Annotated in this window: 22 protein-coding genes; 7 read left to right on the top strand and 15 right to left on the bottom strand. The window is 53.4% G+C overall.

The window, feature by feature from the left end:
* Positions 1-20: 20 nt before the first annotated feature.
* From OGV82_RS09975 to ubiU, 3 genes are all read right to left on the bottom strand, one after another.
* Complete coding sequence (locus OGV82_RS09975; RefSeq protein WP_047461014.1) at positions 21-1,028, bottom strand: luciferase-like monooxygenase; 1,008 nt, start codon at positions 1,026-1,028, stop codon at positions 21-23.
* A 185-nt stretch (positions 1,029-1,213) separates the two neighbouring features.
* Positions 1,214-2,092, bottom strand: coding sequence for a U32 family peptidase (locus tag OGV82_RS09980; protein WP_047461017.1), 879 nt, complete (start codon positions 2,090-2,092; stop codon positions 1,214-1,216).
* Positions 2,093-2,100: 8 nt separating this feature from the next.
* Positions 2,101-3,096 (bottom strand): ubiquinone anaerobic biosynthesis protein UbiU, encoded by a 996-nt coding sequence (gene ubiU, locus OGV82_RS09985; protein ID WP_047461020.1) that lies wholly within the window; start codon positions 3,094-3,096, stop codon positions 2,101-2,103.
* Positions 3,097-3,316: 220 nt separating this feature from the next.
* On the opposite strand from ubiU, the gene ubiT reads away from it, so the two are divergent.
* Together ubiT and OGV82_RS09995 are read left to right on the top strand one after the other, a co-directional pair.
* Positions 3,317-3,841, top strand: coding sequence for a ubiquinone anaerobic biosynthesis accessory factor UbiT (gene ubiT / locus OGV82_RS09990; protein ID WP_024130981.1), 525 nt, complete (start codon positions 3,317-3,319; stop codon positions 3,839-3,841).
* Entirely contained in the window at positions 3,835-4,338 is a 504-nt protein-coding gene (locus tag OGV82_RS09995) for a GNAT family N-acetyltransferase (RefSeq protein ID WP_012135286.1), read from the top strand. The genes ubiT and OGV82_RS09995 overlap by 7 nt, the downstream gene beginning before the upstream one ends.
* Here the strand turns inward: OGV82_RS09995 and OGV82_RS10000 are convergent.
* Positions 4,325-4,627: a GIY-YIG nuclease family protein gene (locus OGV82_RS10000; RefSeq protein WP_024130980.1), complete on the bottom strand. Its 303-nt coding sequence runs from the start codon at positions 4,625-4,627 to the stop codon at positions 4,325-4,327. The two genes, OGV82_RS09995 and OGV82_RS10000, sit on opposite strands and share 14 nt — an antisense overlap.
* Positions 4,628-4,679: 52 nt before the next feature.
* On the opposite strand from OGV82_RS10000, the gene OGV82_RS10005 reads away from it, so the two are divergent.
* The 3 genes from OGV82_RS10005 (at position 4,680) to OGV82_RS10015 (ending at position 7,016) form a co-directional block, all read left to right on the top strand.
* Entirely contained in the window at positions 4,680-5,120 is a 441-nt protein-coding gene (locus tag OGV82_RS10005; RefSeq protein WP_047461023.1) for a YhbP family protein, read from the top strand.
* A 32-nt stretch (positions 5,121-5,152) separates the two neighbouring features.
* On the top strand, positions 5,153-5,788 hold the full coding sequence (locus OGV82_RS10010; protein WP_024130979.1) for an NAD(P)H-binding protein: 636 nt from the start codon (positions 5,153-5,155) through the stop codon (positions 5,786-5,788).
* Positions 5,789-5,978: 190 nt separating this feature from the next.
* A complete protein-coding gene (locus tag OGV82_RS10015; RefSeq protein WP_071257761.1) occupies positions 5,979-7,016 on the top strand; it encodes a permease in 1,038 nt (345 codons plus the stop codon).
* 177 nt (positions 7,017-7,193) lie between these two features.
* Here OGV82_RS10015 and dolP read toward each other — a convergent pair whose 3' ends face one another.
* From dolP to OGV82_RS10035, 4 genes are read right to left on the bottom strand one after another with little or no spacing between them, the layout of a single operon-like run.
* A complete protein-coding gene (gene dolP, locus OGV82_RS10020) occupies positions 7,194-7,769 on the bottom strand; it encodes a division/outer membrane stress-associated lipid-binding lipoprotein (protein ID WP_012135280.1) in 576 nt (191 codons plus the stop codon).
* A 9-nt stretch (positions 7,770-7,778) separates the two neighbouring features.
* Positions 7,779-8,369, bottom strand: a complete 591-nt coding sequence (gene diaA, locus OGV82_RS10025; RefSeq protein ID WP_012135279.1) for a DnaA initiator-associating protein DiaA — start codon at positions 8,367-8,369, stop codon at positions 7,779-7,781.
* A gap of 20 nt (positions 8,370-8,389) precedes the next feature.
* On the bottom strand, positions 8,390-8,785 hold the full coding sequence (locus tag OGV82_RS10030; protein ID WP_047461029.1) for a YraN family protein: 396 nt from the start codon (positions 8,783-8,785) through the stop codon (positions 8,390-8,392).
* Entirely contained in the window at positions 8,743-10,788 is a 2,046-nt protein-coding gene (locus OGV82_RS10035) for a penicillin-binding protein activator (RefSeq protein ID WP_047461032.1), read from the bottom strand. Before OGV82_RS10035 ends, OGV82_RS10030 begins: the two co-directional genes overlap by 43 nt.
* Before the next feature lie 62 nt (positions 10,789-10,850).
* On the opposite strand from OGV82_RS10035, the gene rsmI reads away from it, so the two are divergent.
* Together rsmI and OGV82_RS10045 are read left to right on the top strand one after the other, a co-directional pair.
* Positions 10,851-11,714 (top strand): 16S rRNA (cytidine(1402)-2'-O)-methyltransferase, encoded by an 864-nt coding sequence (gene rsmI, locus OGV82_RS10040; RefSeq protein ID WP_047461036.1) that lies wholly within the window; start codon positions 10,851-10,853, stop codon positions 11,712-11,714.
* Between the two features lie 2 nt (positions 11,715-11,716).
* Complete coding sequence (locus OGV82_RS10045) at positions 11,717-12,754, top strand: Fic family protein (protein WP_102987579.1); 1,038 nt, start codon at positions 11,717-11,719, stop codon at positions 12,752-12,754.
* Here OGV82_RS10045 and OGV82_RS10050 read toward each other — a convergent pair.
* The 7 genes from OGV82_RS10050 to OGV82_RS10080 form a co-directional block, all read right to left on the bottom strand.
* Entirely contained in the window at positions 12,751-13,524 is a 774-nt protein-coding gene (locus OGV82_RS10050; protein WP_047461039.1) for a DeoR/GlpR family DNA-binding transcription regulator, read from the bottom strand. The two genes, OGV82_RS10045 and OGV82_RS10050, sit on opposite strands and share 4 nt — an antisense overlap.
* 110 nt (positions 13,525-13,634) lie before the next feature.
* Positions 13,635-14,678 (bottom strand): galactitol-1-phosphate 5-dehydrogenase, encoded by a 1,044-nt coding sequence (gatD, locus tag OGV82_RS10055; protein ID WP_101744059.1) that lies wholly within the window; start codon positions 14,676-14,678, stop codon positions 13,635-13,637.
* Between the two features lie 44 nt (positions 14,679-14,722).
* Complete coding sequence (locus OGV82_RS10060; protein ID WP_047461045.1) at positions 14,723-16,096, bottom strand: galactitol-specific PTS transporter subunit IIC; 1,374 nt, start codon at positions 16,094-16,096, stop codon at positions 14,723-14,725.
* A gap of 4 nt (positions 16,097-16,100) precedes the next feature.
* Positions 16,101-16,385, bottom strand: coding sequence for a PTS galactitol transporter subunit IIB (gene gatB, locus OGV82_RS10065; protein ID WP_058668144.1), 285 nt, complete (start codon positions 16,383-16,385; stop codon positions 16,101-16,103).
* Positions 16,386-16,414: 29 nt separating this feature from the next.
* Positions 16,415-16,879 (bottom strand): PTS galactitol transporter subunit IIA, encoded by a 465-nt coding sequence (gene gatA / locus OGV82_RS10070; RefSeq protein WP_047461052.1) that lies wholly within the window; start codon positions 16,877-16,879, stop codon positions 16,415-16,417.
* A gap of 14 nt (positions 16,880-16,893) precedes the next feature.
* Positions 16,894-18,165: a tagatose-bisphosphate aldolase subunit GatZ gene (gatZ, locus tag OGV82_RS10075; protein WP_047461055.1), complete on the bottom strand. Its 1,272-nt coding sequence runs from the start codon at positions 18,163-18,165 to the stop codon at positions 16,894-16,896.
* A 158-nt stretch (positions 18,166-18,323) separates the two neighbouring features.
* Entirely contained in the window at positions 18,324-19,178 is an 855-nt protein-coding gene (locus tag OGV82_RS10080; protein ID WP_047461058.1) for a tagatose bisphosphate family class II aldolase, read from the bottom strand.
* Positions 19,179-19,409 lie beyond the last annotated feature (231 nt).

A 19,409-nucleotide genomic window follows, 5' to 3' on the forward strand; every position in this document is an offset into this window, starting at 1 on the left:
CCACCGGGCAAAACAACGCACTACCCCACCAACTCCTCTTTCACCTGCATCGCCAGGTCAAACGAATGCAGCCGCGCCTGATGATCGAAAATCTGCCCGTTGACCATAATCTCATCCGCCTGCGTTTCGCGCAGAATAGATTCCAGCCCGTGACGTACTTTGGCTTTATCGCCCACCAGCGACATGCTCAGTGCCTGTTGCACGCCATATTGCTCGGACGGCGACCAGAACTGATCCATATTTTGAATTGGCGCGGGTAGCTGTCCGGTCTCGCCGCGACGCAGTTTCACAAACGCCTGCTGCATAGAGGTAAACAGAAATTCCGCATCGCGATTGCTGTCAGCGGCGATGATATTGATGCACACCATCGCATACGGTTTTTCCAGCCGCGCGGACGGCTTGAACTGGGTGCGATAGAGATGCAGCGCCTGGAACAGCATATCGGGCGCGAAGTGGGAGGCGAAGGCGAACGGCAGACCACGCTGCGCCGCCAGCTGTGCGCCGTACAGGCTGGAACCCAGCAGCCACACCGGTATCTTCTCGCCATAGCCCGGAACCGGGCGTACATGTGGATTGGGATCGCGCGCGTCGAACCAGTCCACCAGTTCAGCGACGTCGCGCGGGAAATTATCAATATCGCCGCTCATATGACGACGCAGCGCCATCATGGTGCGCTGATCGCTTCCCGGCGCACGCCCCAGGCCCAGATCAATCCGTCCAGGATAGAGTGTATTCAGCGTACCGAACTGCTCGGCGATAACCAGCGGTGAGTGGTTGGGGAGCATCACCCCGCCAGAACCCAGATGCAACGTGGTGGTATTGGCGGCCAGATAGCCAATCAGCACCGATGTCGCCGCGCTGGCGATACCGGTCATGTTGTGATGTTCCGCCAGCCAGTAGCGGTGATAGCCGCGCCGCTCTGCCAGACGGGCGAGATCCAGTGAGTGTGAGAAGGCCTCTTTCGCAGAGGAACCTTCGGGGATCGGTGCCAGATCCAGCAGCGAAAATGGAATGGTTTTGTCAGTCATAACGGCTCACTTTGTCGTCGGTGAATCATTTAATACTGCATTAAAATTTGATTACCGTTGTTAACAAAGTGAGCGGTATAAGGCGGGGAGCAAACATCAACTGCCTGATGGCGCTTCGCTTATCAGGCCTATAAACGCATTGTAGGCCGGATAAAGCATTTATGCCGCCATCCGGCAAGGTTCAGTCACACCTGTAGTTCCAGACCGGCCAGGCGTTTCCAGTAACCGTTGCAGTCGCTGTGCGCGGCCAGCGGCAACGGCGCGCTGCCGTTTTCATTGGCGCGGAAGGCGTCGAGCATGGCGAATGTCTCCGTACCCAGCGGGGAAAGGCGCACAATGTCGACCAGCCCCTGCATGGAGGTCAGTTCGTTGCCGAGGTTATAAACGTAGCCGCTCATGGTCTGAATACCGTTAAGCACGAACACCTGCTGATTCTCCTGAGACAACACGTTGCGCCCGTTCGGGTACTTGATGCAGCAGGTTTCACACTCGTCTTTCGGGCGGTCTTCTGAACGCGCGGTAAAACAGCGGGCGGAGTACGCCAGCGGCAGATGACCGTAGCTCAGCACTTCCACTTCAAACTGATTGCGGATGCCGAGCTCATCGCACTGGTTCAGCAGATTCACCAGCCAGTCGCGGGAAAGCTCGACCGGCATGCACCAGCGCACCATGCCCTGTTTAAGCAGCAGACGCAGCGTTACCGCGTTATAGCAGTTAAGCGCGTGACCGGCGACAAACGGCAGCTTGCGCTCGGCGCACATATTTACGACGCCGAGGTCGCTGGCCTCCAGCAGGAAGTCGCCGTTTTCCACATAGCGTTTCAGTTCGCCTAATTCAGAGGCGGACTGTACCAGCGCCAGCGTGGAGAGCACGATCTGCTTGCCGCTTCCGGCAAGGGATTTCGCCATATCAAGCCAGTCGCCCACTTTGGTGGCGCGGCGTTTGCTGCACACCGCTTCGCCAAGGTAAATCACGTCGGCGCTGCTGGTGGCGGCCTGCTGATAAAATGCTTCCAGCGTCTCTTTCGGCCAATAGTAAAGCACCGGCCCTAAGGAATATTTCATTGCTTCTCTCACTGCCATTTACGGTGATACGCGCCAAGCGTGGTCTGAGTGCCTTCGGACATGGAGCCAAGCGTCTCCATCCAGGCGCTTTGCGGGACGAAGTTTTGCGGGTCGGCCATGCAGCGGTCGATCGCCTGACGCCACACTTTCGCCACCTGGCTGACATACGCCGGGCTGCGCTGACGCCCTTCAATTTTCACCGAGGCGATATTCGCCGCCAGCAGGTCAGGCAGCAGTTCCAGCGTGTTGAGGCTGGTAGGTTCTTCCAGCGCGTGGTAGCGCTCGCCATCAACCAGATAGCGACCTTTACACAGCGTTGGATAACCGGCGTTCTCACCGTCCTGATAGCGGTCGATGAGCACCTCGTTCAGGCGCGATTCCAGCCCCTGGGAGGTCTGTTGCCAGCGCACGAAGCGGGCCGGAGAGCAGGCGCCGACGGTATTGGGGGATTCACCCGTCAGATAAGAGGAGAGGTAGCAACGGCCTTCCGCCATAATGCACAGGCTGCCGAAGGCGAAGACCTCCAGCGGCACGGGCGTGACGCGGGCGAGCTGTTTCACCTGATGAATGGAAAGCACGCGCGGCAGGACGACGCGCGCAACGTCAAAGTTGCGATGGTAGAAGTTAATTGCTTCTTCATTCGTTGCCGATGCCTGAACAGAGACATGGCGCTCAATATGCGGATAGCGTTCTGCTGCATACTCAAGCATAGCAAGGTCGGCCAGGATCAGCGCATCTGCGCCCAGTTGCGCCGCCATATCCACGGCACGCTGCCAGCGAACATATCCATCCGGGTGTGCAAACGTGTTAATCGCGATGTGCAGTTTACGGCGATGTTGATGGACGTAATTCACCGCTTCCTGCAATTTTTTCTCAGTAAAATTAAGACCGGCGAAGTGACGGGCGTTAGTATCATCTTTTAGCCCGATATAAACGGCATCAGCACCGTTCTCAATGGCCGCCTTAAGCGCCGGGAGATTTCCGGCAGGGCAGAGCAGCTCCATAATTATTCCTGAATGTTGCGCCGTCCAGGCCGCAAAATTGTTAACGAAGAGAGATTTTAGTTAACCTTGCTGCGACAATTTTTGATTTAAGGCAGTTAAAGGCGTATTGGTTACACCTATAACTGGGTAACAATTTCGTATCGAATTGTTGATTTACGCCGCTATGTCGTTTATCTGATATGGCAAAATAACGGGATTATTGAAACAGGGAGTAAAGCTCGTGTTGGATAAACTGCGTTCACGCTTAGTACATTTTGGCCCGTCTCTGATGAGTGTTCCGGTTAAACTGACGCCCTTTGCGCTGAAGCGCCAGGTTCTGGAACAGGTTCTGAGCTGGCAATTTCGTCAGGCGCTGGCAGATGGGGAGCTTGAGTTCCTCGAAGGCCGTTGGTTAAGTATTACGGTGCGTGATATTAACCTCAGATGGTACACCTCTGTTGAGAACGGCAAACTGATTGTCAGTCAGAACGCTGAGGCCGACGTGAGCTTTAGCGCCGATGCCAGCGACTTGTTGATGATTGCGGCGCGTAAGCAGGACCCTGATACGCTCTTCTTCCAGCGTCGTCTGGTCATTGAAGGCGATACAGAGTTAGGGCTGTATGTGAAAAACCTGATGGACGCCATCGAACTGGAGCAGATGCCGAAAGCGTTACGCATTATGCTGCTGCAACTGGCGGATTTTGTTGAGGCGGGTATGAAAACCTCGCCAGAAACCAAACAGACCTCGGTAGGTGAACCATGCTGATTCGAGTTGAAATTCCCATTGACGCGCCCGGTATCGACGCTTTGCTGCGCCGCACGTTCGAAAGCGATGCGGAAGCGAAGCTGGTGCATGACCTGCGCGAAGATGGCTTCCTGACGCTGGGTCTGGTCGCCACTGACGACGAAGGTCAGGTGGTTGGCTATGTGGCGTTTAGTCCGGTCGATGTACAGGGTGAAGACCTGCAATGGGTGGGAATGGCGCCGTTGGCGGTAGATGAAAACTACCGTGGACAAGGGCTTGCGCGCCAACTGGTCTACGAAGGACTGGATTCACTCAACGAGTTTGGCTATGCGGCGGTCGTCACGCTGGGCGAGCCGGCATTGTACAGCCGTTTCGGTTTTGAACTGGCGGCGCATTACGATCTTCATTGCCGCTGGCCGGGCACCGAAAGCGCTTTCCAGGTACACCGCCTGGCGGAAGATGCGCTGGACGGCGTGACGGGCCTGGTGGAATACCACGACCATTTCAATCGCTTTTAAGCGTTGGGGTTTGCAGGCTGGCCAGTAGCGCCTCAAACCCTTCACCTTCTGTCACGAGGCGCTCCTTCTGGCGCTTTGTGAGTCTCTTGATGCGATACTCCATGCGCAGGGCAAGCGAGCGTTCGCCGACCTGCGCCGAAAACGCCAGGGTGAGTTCCCCTTTTCCGCGCAACGCTTTTGCGCCTTTACCACTTTGATGCTGCTTATAGCGGCGCGCCACATCGGTCGTAATCCCGGTGTAGAGGGCATTGTCTGCGGTGCGGATCAGATACAGATACCAGGGTGTCATCATGACCATTAGCGTGTTAATTTTCAGATGCCCAGTATAAGAGAGAATAACGATGGAAACACTCACCGCGATAAGCCGCTGGCTGGCAAAGCAGCATGTGGTCACCTGGTGTGTTCAGCATGAGGGTGAACTCTGGTGCGCAAACGCGTTTTATCTGTTTAATGCGCAAAAAGTCGCGTTTTATGTACTCACGGAAGAGAAAACGCGCCATGCGCAGATGTCCGGCCCGCGCGCGCCCGTTGCCGGAACGGTCAACGGCCAGCCGAAAACGGTGGCGCGGATTCGCGGAATACAGTTTAAAGGGGAGATCCGCAAGCTTGAGGGAGAGGAAAGCGATGCGGCGCGTCAGGCCTATCTCCGCCGCTTTCCTGTCGCCAGAATGTTGCCAGCGCCAGTATGGGAAATCCGCCTGGATGAAATCAAATTCACTGACAACACGTTGGGATTTGGCAAAAAAATGCACTGGCTACGCAGCCCGATCCGTAGCCTATAGTTAGATGAATGGTTGAGGTTATGGAGCGCGCGATGACTCAGGTGTTAATTACAGGGGCGACGGGGCTGGTGGGAGGACACCTCCTGCGGATGTTGCTTAATGAACCCCGGATTCATTCGATAGCCGCGCCCACACGCCGCCCTCTGGCGGATATGGTCGGCGTTTATAATCCTCACGATCCTCAACTGACCGATGCGCTGGCGCAGGTGACCGATCCGGTGGACATTGTTTTTTGCTGTCTGGGAACGACTCGCCGCGAGGCCGGAAGCAAAGAGGCGTTTATTCATGCGGATTATACGCTGGTGGTGGATACCGCGCTGACGGGGCGGCGGCTGGGCGCCCGGCATATGCTGGTCGTGAGCGCAATGGGCGCAAATGCGCGATCGCCGTTTTTCTATAACCGGGTCAAAGGTGAAATGGAAGAGGCGTTAATCGCCCAGCAATGGCCGCGCCTGACGATTGCGCGTCCCTCCATGTTGCTTGGCGACAGAGCTAAACACCGGATGAATGAAACGCTGTTTGCGCCACTGTTCCGGCTGCTGCCGGGAAACTGGAAATCCATCGACGCCAGAGATGTGGCGCGTGCGATGCTGGAGGAGGCTCTGGCGCCGGAGCAAGAAGGCGTTACCATCCTGACCTCATCCCAGTTGCGGGAAAGGGCGTTATAGCATCTGTTCACTGCCGGATGGTGGCTAACGCCTTATCCGACATGGGATTTCGTGGCGTTCTCCAGGCCCGATAAGCGTGAGCGCCACCGGGCATTTTGCCCTCATCCAATAAAAAACGACGTTTCCAAACATTTCCCAAAGGCGTAGTATTCACGGGCTTAATTATCTCAATAACTTCCTGGGGAATGCTATGGCTGGTCAGTCTTCATCTCAGGCGGTGACGCCATTTCAATGGTGGAAACCCGCACTCTTCTTTCTCGTCGTTATCGTTGGCCTCTGGTATGTGAAATGGCAGCCTTATTACGGCAAAGCCTTCACGGCTGCGGAAACGCACAGTATCGGTAAATCTATTCTGGCGCAGGCGGATGCGAACCCGTGGCGAGCTGCCTGGGACTACGCGATGATCTATTTTATCGCGGTCTGGAAGGCGGCGGTGCTGGGGGTGATCCTCGGTTCGCTGATTCAGGTGTTGATCCCGCGCGACTGGCTGCTACGTACGCTGGGGCAGTCGCGTTTTCGCGGCACGCTGTTTGGCACCCTGTTCTCGCTGCCAGGCATGATGTGTACCTGCTGCGCCGCGCCGGTGGCGGCGGGAATGCGTCGCCAGCAGGTTTCTATGGGCGGCGCGCTGGCGTTCTGGATGGGTAATCCGTTACTGAATCCAGCAACGCTGGTGTTTATGGGCTTTGTGCTCGGCTGGCATTTTGCGGCTATTCGTCTGGTTGCCGGGCTGGCGATGGTGCTGGTGGTGGCGACGCTGGTGCAGAAATGGGTGAAAGAGTCGCCGCAGGTAGACATTCCTCAGGAGATCGCCGTATCTGAACCGCAGGGCGGATTCTTTGCTCGCTGGGGAAAGGCATTGTGGTCGCTATTCTGGAGTACGATCCCGGTTTATATCCTGGCGGTACTGGTATTAGGCGCGGCGCGTGTCTGGCTGTTCCCACATGCCGATGGCGCAGTTGATAATACGCTGATGTGGGTTATTGCGATGGCCGTCGCGGGATGCCTGTTTGTGATCCCTACCGCCGCAGAGATTCCGATTGTACAAACGATGATGCTGGCAGGAATGGGAACCGCGCCTGCTCTGGCGCTGCTGATGACCTTGCCGGCGGTGAGTCTGCCGTCGCTGATTATGCTGCGTAAAGCCTTCCCGGCAAAAGCGTTGTGGCTTACAGGCGTACTGGTGGCGATTTCTGGGGTGATAGTGGGAAGTATTGCGCTGGTGTGAAGTGGCAATGCCGGGGGCGCTTCGCTTGCCCGGCCTACGTAAGTGCTTCTCTGTAGGCCGGATAAGGCAAAGCCGCCATCCGGCTCAATGCCCGGGGGCGCTTCGCTTGCCCGGCCTACGTGAGTGCTTCCCGTAGGCCGGATAAGGCGTTAGCCGCCATCCGGCTAAAACGGCGGGTTATTTGATAAACGTAAAGGCGGTGGTGACGCGTTTCACACCGCTGACCCGGCTGGCGATGTCCGCAGCGGCTTTTGATTCACGCTCGGTGACCAGACCCAACAGGAAGACCTCGCCATTTTCGGTCGTCACTTTTACGTTGGACGATTTCACTTGATCGCTGGTCAACAGCTGCGAACGCACTTTGGTGGTGATCCAGGTATCGTTCGAAGCTGTACCAAGACCAATCGGCTGGCCCTGACGGATTTCGTTATACACTTCTGTCGCCCCATCGACACCCATCGCAATCTGTTTTGCCCGCGAGGAGAGTTCGCTATTCGGCGACTGACCCACCAGTAATACCTTGCCCTGATACGCCGTTACGTTGATGCGCGCTTCTTTCTTGATTTGTTCGTCTTTCGACAGCGCGCTGTTTACGCGCAGCTCCAGGGTTCCGTCATCCACCTGGGTGCCAACGCTACGTGGATCGGTTGCGGCTTTCGTACCCACAGCGGCGGTTCCAACCACCGCGGCAGCGACGCAACCTTGCAACAGCAACGCAGAAATAAGGACTGCGAGTGGCGAAAATGCCTTCATATGTACTCCTTAATCATCCTGGTGAGGGAAAAGCGTGTTGTCGATCAAATCGCACAAGCAGTTTACCGTCAGCATATGCATTTCCTGAATGCGCGCGCTGTGGTGCGAGGGAATACGGATTTCAACATCCTGCGGCCCTAATAACCCGGCCAGCTCGCCCCCGTCATAGCCTGTCAACGCCACAATGGTCATATCCCGAGTGACGGCGGCCTCAACGGCCTTAACGATATCGCGACTGTTGCCACGCGTAGAAATCGCCAATAAAACATCACCGGCATGGCCCAGCGCACGGACCTGTTTTGCATAGATTTCATCATGCAGGCGATCGTTGGCAATCGCTGTTAAGACCACATTATCGGTATTAAGTGCAATAGCGGGTAAACTGGGACGTTCTGTTTCAAAACGGTTGATCATGCTGGCAGCAAAATGCTGTGCGTTGGCGGCGGAAGTACCATTACCACAACAGAGAATTTTGTTGCCGTTGAGCAGGGAGTGAACCAGCGTCATGGCGGCACGGGAAATTGCATCCGGGAGAGCTTCTGCCGCAGCAATTTGCGTTTGAATGCTTTCTGTAAAGCAGACTTTAATTCTATCGAGCACGCTAATCCTTAAATCTTCAATTATGAGCGGTCGTTAAAGGCATCCTTAAACCACTCAACATCATTTCCGGTGAAGGCTAACACATCGAACCGGCAATCCACAGTATCAAAACTCCCATTGTGGCGAGCAAGCCACAAGCGGGCGGTCTGTAATAATTTGTGTTGTTTGCTCCAGGTCACACTGGCGGCCGCGCCGCCAAACTGTGCCGAGCGGCGATAACGAACCTCAACAAAGACCGTGGTTTTTCCGTCACGCATTATCAGATCGATTTCGCCGCCGCGCTCACGCACGTTGGCGGCAACAAAACGCAGTCCCTTGCTCTCCAGCCAGCGGCGTGCGGCGGCTTCCCACACGTCGCCGGTCTGTTTACTCGTTAACTGGCGGGGACGATTTGCCCTTGCTGGTATTTGAGCCATGATAACTTCCTGTTAATCACGCAATCCTGTGTGGCGGTTAACGCCCCGGTATTACCGTTAATTTCAAAACCCGGCACCTGGCGCATCTGCGAGAAGTGGTTCGCCAGCGACCACGCGTCTACGCCCATCGCGTACATACGGGCAAGGGAGTAGTCGTTGCGTACGGCGCCGAGCGCCTGCTGCATTAACGGCATGTTGCTACCGGCCAGCATTGGGATCTCGCTGTACTGCAAGCCTTCCATCTCCAGACGGAAGTCGGGGCCGGAAGTGCCCTGCGCGCTGCGCGAGCTGGCGTACAGCGTTGCGCCGCTTTGGCTGCCGTTACGCATGGCGATCATCGGTTTAATAAACCCGATCTCTTCCGGCGTCGCCAGAATATAGACCGCGTCAACGCGACCGCCGCCGCCAGTGATCTGCGCGTCTGTCGGCGGTGCTGGAATCGTCAGGCCGCCAATGGTGACGCCCGGCTGTGAGGGCTGGCTGGCGGCGACAGGGCTGCCCGTCAGGGCAATGCCGGAGCCGCCGTTGACGCCCATTCTCAGCTCAGCGGTAGAACCGAATTTCTGCTGCAACACCGTGCCGCCGCCCAGCTTCTGCCACTCCTGAGCGAAAGCGTTCGCCACGCGATCGCCCAGCCCGCTGCGTGGAATCAGCAACAGCGGATTTTGTTTGCCCTGGTCGTGAATATGATGCGCCGCGTCGCGGGCTTCATCTTCAGGTGAGAGGGCAAAGTAGCAAATATTGGCGTGGTTCTGCACCTTCTCAGGCTGATTAAGCGCCAGGACATTCAGCGGCGTATTGCTTTTGATCAGCTCTTCAACGTTATTTTTCAGCAGCGGCCCGACAACAATGCTGGCGCCGTCCTGCTGAACCTGCGTGAGGATCTGATCCAGCGGTTGAGAGGTGGTGTCGTAGATTTTCAGTTCAGCGGAAGGGTTGGCCGGCGCGCTCGCCGTAGCGGTCTGCGCCGGGGCGCTTACCGGTTGCTCGACGGGCTGCGTTTGTTCGTCGCCAGTCAAATCGTTCACCGCCGCCTGAGAAGGGCTGGCGACGCCGTCAGCGGCTTGCGGCTGGGCAGGTTCTGCCGACGCTGTCGGTTCCGCGACAGGCGCAGCGGCAGGCTGCGCGTCCACCGGTTGCGTCCCCAGATTTTTCGCCGCTTCAAAACCTTGCTGAATGGTGCGGCCAAAAATGGCGGCCTGGCCGTTCAGCGGCAGCAGCAGGGCGATTTTGCTGGTGGAAGCCGGTTTAAAGCTTTGCACATTGACCAGTTGTGTAGGCAGCAGTTTTGCCCCTGGGTTTTGCGGGTAGCGTTTTTGCCAGTCGGCAATCCCGGCTTTCATCATGTCCGGGTCGTTACGGTTATCGAACCAGACACGCTGTAAATCCAGCCAGCCTTGCAGGACGTTTTCATCGGCGTTAATGACCAGCGCCTGAGCCTGTTCCTGGGTCATAGAGGAGAGCGCTTGCCAGGTGGCGTCCATGTTCTTCTGCTTGTCTTTTGCAGACAGCAGTGGCTCCTGGGCGATTAATGCGCGCAGCAGTGAAAGAGAAGGGCGGCCCTGGCTGGCATCAATTTTCGCCTGCCAGTAACGCGCCTGTTGGTTCTGATCCAAATCAGCCGGAGTGAGTTTTTCCAGCAGCGCCTGCGCGCCGGCGATATCTTTCTGCGCCAGTTTGATCTCAACCGCCAGCAGCGACTGTTCGCGACGCTGCGCATCGTTCAGGTTTTGCGGCAACTGGTTGAATAATTCGATGGCATGCTGGCTTTTGCCTTCTTTCAGCAGTGCACGAATGGCGAGTAATTGCCAGTTGGTCTTGCTATCATCTGAACTTTGCTGCATTTGTTGCAGATAAAAGCCGGAATCAGCTTGTGCCGTGCCCTGCATATGGGCAGCACTTTGATCCGGCGCCTGGGTGCCACAGCCCGCGAAAATCAATGCTGCCAGAATGACAGGCAGCGCGCGCGCGGCTTTCAAACGAGAAAATGTTGAGGGTACCATACTGTATCCAGTGATATTTTTTACGCAATGCTCAATATTAAATCGGCAATACGGACGACACAATGAAACAAAACGAATCGGCGGATAATTCTCAGGGCCAACTCTATATTGTACCTACTCCTATCGGGAATTTGGCTGATATTACCCAACGAGCGCTAGAAGTTTTGCAAGCCGTTGATTTAATTGCCGCTGAAGACACTCGTCATACCGGACTATTGTTACAACACTTCGCGATTAACGCCCGTTTGTTCGCTTTACATGACCACAATGAGCAGCAAAAAGCCGAGACGCTGGTGGCGAAGCTAAAAGAGGGGCAGAACATTGCGCTGGTTTCTGATGCCGGAACGCCATTGATCAATGACCCGGGTTACCATCTGGTGCGCACCTGTCGTGAAGCCGGCATCCGTGTGGTTCCGTTGCCGGGGCCGTGCGCCGCGATTGCCGCGCTGAGCGCCGCCGGGTTGCCGTCCGATCGTTTTTGCTATGAAGGTTTTCTGCCCGCGAAATCGAAAGGCCGCCGTGATGCGCTGAAAGCGATTGAAGCAGAACCACGGACGCTGATTTTTTATGAATCCACGCACCGTTTGCTGGACAGCCTGGAAGATATGGTCGCCGTGTGGGGAGAATCTCGCTACGTGGTGCTGGCGCGTGAGCTGACCAAAACCTGGGAGACCATTTACGGCGCGCCGGTCGGCGAACTGCTGGCATGGGTGAAAGAGGACGAAAACCGCCGCAAGGGGGAAATGGTACTGATTGTCGAAGGGCACAAAGCTCAGGACGATGCGCTTCCCGCCGACGCGCTGCGAACGCTGGCGTTGTTACAGGCGGAACTACCGCTGAAAAAGGCCGCCGCTCTTGCCGCCGAAATCCACGGCGTGAAAAAGAACGCGTTGTATAAGTATGCGCTGGAGCAGCAGGGGGAGTAACAGTGAGCACCTACCAACCACCTTTCGTCATCACTCCATTGATCCTCAATCAAGTCATTGAGGTTGGTGAGTTGATGGGGCATTGGGCTGCGATGGCTGGTAGGACATCTCCTCTTTTGCGCAAAGAGAATCGTATTCGCACTATTCAGGCCTCTTTAGCGATTGAGCATAATTCGTTGACTACGGAACAAGTCACCGCTCTGATGGAGGGGAAACGTATTCTGGCTCCTGCTAAAGATATACAGGAAGTTAGAAATGCGATTCTGGCCTATGAAAAGATGTCGGAATGGAAAAGTGAAAAGTTATCTGACCTTTTACAAGCACATCGGGTCCTTATGCTCGGTCTGGTCGATAATCCGGGCCAGTTACGTACCGGAAATGTTGGTGTTTACAGGGAAAAACAGCTTATTCACATGGCTCCTCCGGCCTCACAAGTTTTTCGTTTGATGAATGATTTACTTGGTTGGTTAAAAACGACAGAGCTCCACCCACTGATTGCTGGTGCTGTTTTCCATTATGAGTTTGAATTTATTCATCCTTTTTCCGACGGAAATGGACGTATGGGGCGGTTGTGGCAGACATTAATCCTACGTGAGTGGCGATCGGAATTGGCGTGGCTACCTGTAGAGACGCTGATCCACTACCAACAGGACCGCTATTACCAGGTGTTAGGGCAGTGCGATCGGCAAAGTAGCTGCACGCCATTTATAGAATTTATCCTGGAAAACATCATCTCTGCTTTGCAAGAGGGATTGGGAAAATCATCAGCCCTGTCGGAAGAAATGTCGGAAGAAATGTCGGAAGAAATGTCGGAAGAAATGTCGGAAGAAATGTCGGAAGAAATGTCGCCTGATTTACTGGATATAGAAAAACGCATTCTACAAATCTTGTCGAATCATCCGGGCAGATCCGCCAAAAGTATCGCTGATGAGTGTGAGCTCTCAGCCCGAACCGTAGAACGCTATCTGAAAGCGTTGCAGCTAAAAGGCAAACTGCAACGCGTTGGCGCGACAAAAGGGGGGATGTGGCGGGTAATTTAAACGACCAGCAGTTCAACGCCTGTTTTGGCCAGCGCTGATTTATCCTGTTTGCTGATGCTGTCGTCGGTTATTACACAGTTAATCTTCTCCATTGGAAGTACCTGATTAAAACCACGGCGGTTAAATTTTGTCGCATCCAGTACGGCAATGACCTTATGTGCCGCAGCAGCCATCACGCTACTAATCGAATAGCCTTCATTGAAAGTTGTAATGCCGTTAGTTGCATCAATCCCATCAGCTCCAACAAACATGAGATCCGCACTGATCCCATGTAGCGAGCGTTCCGCAATTGTGCCATGCATGGAATGCGTTTTGTGTCGCACGGTACCACCACAAACGACCAGGGTCAGGTCTTTATTGTCGGATAAGGTAAATGCGGCAGGTAAGCTATTTGTGATAACGGTGATATTGCTTTTTCGGGTTAATGCTTCAGCAATCAGCAATGTCGTACTTCCGCTATCCAGAATAATGGTCATCCCTTCTTCAACCATCGAGGCTGCGGCCTGGGCAATCCGTTTTTTAGGGTCGCTGGCGAGTTGATAGCGATCTTCGAGTATGACTTCCTGATTGTCGCCTTCAGCCAGATGACTTCCAGGTTTTGCCGCGCCGCCATGAAAACGTGTGACAAGCCCTTTTTCTTCTAGCAAACGCAGGTCGGCGCGGATAGTGACTTCAGAGATACCAAAGGTATTCGAAAGGTCCATAACCAGTACGCTACCTTGCGTATTAATCAGATCGACAATTTTGTTCCTTCTCTCAAATGAGTTCATATTGATTTGCCTGACAATTAACTGTGACTAGTTTAATCGAAGGATTGCGAAAGGTGAACGCTAAATTTCGAAAGTAATTGTGAGCCAGCGCAGGTTGCTGGCTCATGATGTCAGGAGAGCTTAAGTAAGATTTTTCCCTGCATTGGCGCGCCGTTAAGCGCTTTCACTGCGTCGGCAAAACTATCAGCATCACCGCGATGGGCAATTAACGGTTCAAGTTGTAGACGTTTTTCCGTGAGTAAACGCGCTGCGGTTTCCCACTCTTCACCAGGCCAGGGACTGGAATAGTTCATCCAACTACCAAGTATTGTTAACTCCTTACGCAGAATTTGCCCAAACACGCCTGATGTCAGCGTCAGGTCATGGTGCAATGTTCCTACCAGAGCTAACTGGGCGCGTGGCCCTGCTATTTCGATGGTCAGGGAGACCGTTTGCGGCGTACCTGCTGTCTCCAGAATCAATTGATCAAACTGAATATCAGATAGTGCGGCGTGGATCTCTGACGCGGTCATTTCACGACTGTTAAAGGTGTACGTTGCGCCCAGCTCTTTAGCCAGTTCAAGTTTCTGGGGATTAATATCGATTGCTGTAACGCTTTTGGCTCCCAGCTCACGGGCGCACTGCATCGCCAGCAGGCCAATGGTACCTGCCCCTACGATAATAACGTTTTTACCTTTACAGCCTTGCGCCAGGTGAAAGGCGTGTAACCCTACGGTGATAGGTTCGATAAATGCGCCATCTTCAATTGGCATATCGGAAGGAAGCCGGAAGAGGTTGGCGCGTTTAACGACAACGTATTCAGCATTGCCCCCTTCACTACGCGAACCGACAAACTGGTATTGCTTGCATAATGAAAAATATCCCCGTTCGCATTGCGGGCAGTGAAAGCAAGGAAGAAGCGGAACACAGGCGACAGCATCTCCAGGCTGCATATCGGTAACACCTGAACCATAAGATTCAACGTAACCGCTAAATTCATGGCCTAACGTGATTGGATAATAATGCGCTCCGTGGGCGAAAATACGGGGGATATCTGAACCACAAAGACCCGAGCTAATAACCTTGATTAATACATCATCATCGGTCTGTATTTGTGGTATGGGACGTTCTTCAACGCGCACGTCTCCCTCAGCGTGAATCACCACTGATTTCATAAGTTTCTCCAAAGATGTTAAGGGGAGCGAATGCTCCCCTGGAATTAAGAGGCTGTTTGACTTTGCTGGGTAGCTGCTGCTTTTTCAGCGGCCATAAAGTTGCGGGCTCTGCGCCAGGTCAACAGAACGCCGGTAAAGTAGATGGCACCGATAACCACGAGACCAATAACATTTTGCCAGGTGAAAAGTTCAATGAGTAACCAGGTGACTGGAGAACCCCCCTGGTCCATGGAAGCTACCATCCCGCCAGCCTTCAGAGCCCCGGCATTAGCGGCGAGTTGGGTATGCAGACCGATAGTTTGTGTGGCGATCCATAGCGTGATACCCATGATAATGACACCGGATATCAACGTGCGGAACAGGTTACCCTGATGTACTGCTACCGCCATTGCGACAAAGAAACCGATAGTGGCGAGATCACCGAATGGGAGTACCTGATTACCGGGCACCAGTACCGCGATCAGAATAGTCAGCGGAATAAAAATCAGGCTGGCGGAAACCACTGAGGTGTGGCCTAGTAATAGTGCAGGGTCCAGGCCAATCAGGAATTCCTGCCCGCCAAATTTAGCTTGCAGACGTTTGCGGGCATGCCTGGCAATAGGCGTTAAACCATCCATGATCGGTTTAATCACCCGTGGCATCAGGAGCATGACTGCTGCTGTTTTTACAGCCAGTTGCAGCACGCTTTTCACGTCATAGCCTGCCAACATACCGATAACGAGCCCCATGACGAAACCGACAGTAACGGGTTCTCCGAAAGGACCAAAGCGTTTTTGTACATCATCTGCGCTGAAGTGAATGCGATTCAGACCCGGAATTTTTTCAATGATCGTATCAACCAGTACCGCTATCGGGCCAAGATAAGCAGACGAACCATGTGGGATGGCGATCCCCTCCAGACCAAAGAAATCGCGGGTATCTTTGGCAAACCAGTCACCCAGTTTGTAGACAAAGGCGGCATGAACAACGACGCCCAGGATACCCAACCAGTAAGAACCTGTCGCAAGATGCAGCATGGCGCCAGTAAATGTCATGTGCCAAATATTCCAGATATCGACATTCACAACGCGTGTCATTCGCGTGATCAGCATGATGACATTAACGCCAATAGCGACAGGGATGGCGATCAGTGCAATTTGCGACGCCCAGGTCATCGGAGACGAACCCGGCCAGCCGATATCAATAACATGCAGGTTTATCTGGAACTGTTCTGCCATGGCTTTTGCCGCAGGTCCGATAGAGTCGAGCATCAGACCAATCACCAGCCCAATACCAACAAAACCAATGCCGATGTGCAGACCGGATTTAAAACAATCCCCGAGCTTCATCCCCAGCAATTTAGAGAAGACGATAATTACCAGAGGCAGCATTACCGTGGGCCCTAAGTCCAGGATATAACGCATTATTTCGCTAAACATGACGTTACCCCTTAAGGATGCTCAGGATTTTTTGCTGCAATGCTTCAATACCCACGCCAGAAACAAATGGCATGCCGTGAACGACCGGGATATCGCCAAAGGTACGGTCAACGCGGGCGGTGGTACAAATAAGATCCGCGCCATCCATATAGGTTTCGATCTCCGTGACCCGGCATTGCACGAGATCAAGATCGATATTGTGAGCTTCACATAATTCTTTAATTTCTTCTGCGGCCATGGTTGAGGTCGCTACCGCACCGCCACAGGCCACGATTACTTTACGTTTCATAGGGTATTCCTTTTATTATCAGTTTGTTATTAGACCTGGGCGCACGGCTCAGACTCAAGGATGGTTTCCCGGAAGAGCGTAGCCAGCTCGGAATCAGGTGCGCTCAGCAAGGCGTCAAGAATGCTCGGATTTTGTAGCTCACTAAAAAGACGGCGCAGAAGCTTCAGCTGTGCCGCAGGGTTTTCAACGATGAGTGCGATGATTAAAGAAACGGCGATCTCTTCGTCATCGTCGGCCTGTTGAAACTTCACCGGGTTATCCGGTCGAATCAGATAGATTGCGGGTGATTTAGCATGAATGGCTTCGCAGTGCGGAATGGCGACGGCATGGCGTTCCAGCGCGATCCCTGTCGGGAAATTCGCCTCGCGTTCTACCAGTGCCTGCGGATAGCTCTCATGTACAACACCTTTTGCCAGCATCTCCTCTCCAATGTGTGCCAGCACTTGCTGGCACGAGTTAAAGTCAATTCCGGTTCGGACAAAAAGTTGGCTCATATATTCTCCGAATATCAGGCGGTTTCAGGCACACAACCAAAGCGGTAGGCACGCAGAACGTCCTGGATTTTGTCGATAATCAAGTTATGAGGTGTGGCGGTTAGTACCCCTTCGGACAGACGTTCAAACTGTACGGGCATAAACTGACTGATGAGTCCTGGCGGTAATGAAACCCCGTTCAGATTGGCAATTAATTTCTCCACACTTTGACGAATGCGTGGATGCGGCCAGTAGTAGCGAATACGATCGGATAAGCTGAAGTGAATATCGATCATCGCCTGGCTCCAGGTCGGACGATAATACTTCTTCCAGTAACCTGGCTCGTTAAGCATCACTTCATCGATCACTTCCAGTACCCGGCTGCGTTGTTCTGGAGAAATCAGTTCGTTCTCCATTTGCGCGAGTGCAAAAATCGCTTCACGTAAAGCAAAGGTCAGTGCCGGGCCGACTTTCAGAATGGCGTAGTGATCGCGTACCAGTGCGCGGTAGGCGTGACGTGTTTGATAGTCGGTAGAGTGGGCCTCATACACCATCGGCGTGTCTTTAATCCATGCGGAAAGCGCTTCAGCGGCCTGCGGTTGATAATGAATAATTTGGGAGTGATCGAATTCCACGCCAGGCTGTACCACAATGGCGATAATGCGAGTTAATGCTTCCTCGAGCCCTAATGCGCGAAAGGCGACCTGGTGCGTTTCCAGCGTACGGGCGGCATCTTCTTCACGCGTGACGTGAACGCGGCCGATGCTACTGGCTTCACCGCCGGGAACAGGAACTTCAGTGCCAATGACATAGGTTAAATGGCGCTTTTGTTCTTCAGTGGCCGTTGTTTCAGCGGCCTGGCAAAGTACAGCTGCGCGTTGGGCCACGACCATAGGATCAAGTGGGGTTGGATCGTCGGCACATGACATTGATGCATCCAGGTGGATTTTGCTAAAACCTGCGGCGACATAAGCCTTAATTAACTCAACAGATTTCTCCATTGCGGCGGCTGCGGGTTCATTCTGCCAGCAGTTAGGCCCCAGGTGATCGCCACCCAGAATCAATCTTTCACGCGGGAATCCTGTTTCCTGTGCAATGTTATAAACAAAATCGCGGAAGTCGGCGGGTTTCATGCCGGTATAACCGCCGAACTGATTAACCTGGTTGGATGTTGCTTCAATCAAAACTTTATTGTTTGTCGCGAGATCAAAGCGTAGCGCCGCTTCAATAACTAACGGATGTGCTGAACAGACGGAACAAATGCCTGACGCTTCACCTGCCTTATGACGAGAGATTATCTCTTTCACATCTATCTCCGATATCTTTTGTTTATCTTCATAATATTTTTGGATTGAAGGCAAAGGGTAAAAGCGACTTTCGTGATCCAGCTATAAAAAGATACCCTTGACCAAAATCCTTACAATTCATGTAAATGAATGAGTTAAGAGGCTGTGATATAGCAGCCTTATAGCCTTCCTTCGCAACCGCAGTCGGTGATGACTTTACGTACGACATCTTTCATTGCGGCTTTGGCCGGAACCATGTAGTGCCGTGGATCGCTGGCATCGGAATGTGTACGCAAATAATTTTTCAGGGCGTCGGAAAAAGCGATTTTTAGCTCGGTTGCGACGTTGACTTTACAAATACCCAGTGAGATAGCCTTGCGAATATCACTGCCGGGTAGCCCTGATGCGCCATGTAAAACTAAAGGGATATCAACATGCTGTCGGATCTCTGCCAGGCGTTCGAAATCCAGTTTCGGTTCTGCGGTATACAGACCATGTGCGGTGCCAATCGCTACGGCCAAAGAGTCGATACCTGTTTTAGCCACGAATTCTTGAGCCTGTTCTGGATGGGTATACAAAGCATCTTTGCCATCCACGATGAGATCATCTTCCTGTCCGCCCAGACGCCCCAGTTCTGCCTCAACACTGACGTCATAGCGATGGCAGTAATCCGTTACGTTTTTCACTAAGGCGATGTTGTCTGCAAACGGCAGATGCGAGCCGTCGATCATCACTGAGCGAACGCCTGCCCTGACTTTCTCTTCGATATCCATTGTTTTCTCATGATGATCGAGATGAATGGCCAGAGGATGGTTCCAGGTTTTTGCCAACTCGCTGGCAATTGCCACGATATTACTGACGCCAGCGTAGCTGAAGGTTCCTGGTGTTCCGGCAACGATCAATGGCGCGCGCATTTCAGCGGCGGTTTCCACCACGACCTGTAATGTTTCGAGGTTGTGGATGTTGAATGCGGGCACCGCGTAACCTTCACGCTGAGCTTTCTTTAGCATCGTTTTGGTTGAAATGATAAACATCCTTCCTCCGAATTCTTTCGTTTGTTTTCTTCGAAAGAAGATATAGGGTTTCGTAATGTTGTTTTGTGATTTCGATCTAATAAATGAAAGTTTCGAAAGTATCTGGAGGATTACGAAAGTCGTGCGATGAAAAGCGCTGTAAGAATGAAGCAGGGGTTGGGGGGCTTATCAATTCAGACGTAGAAAGAGGGAGGCAGCAGAAGATATAAAATGTAGGTCTTCAAAATGTAG

It is taken from the genome of Citrobacter sp. CK191 (assembly GCF_030333435.1).
In the GTDB taxonomy this organism is placed as follows: domain Bacteria; phylum Pseudomonadota; class Gammaproteobacteria; order Enterobacterales; family Enterobacteriaceae; genus Citrobacter_B; species Citrobacter_B koseri.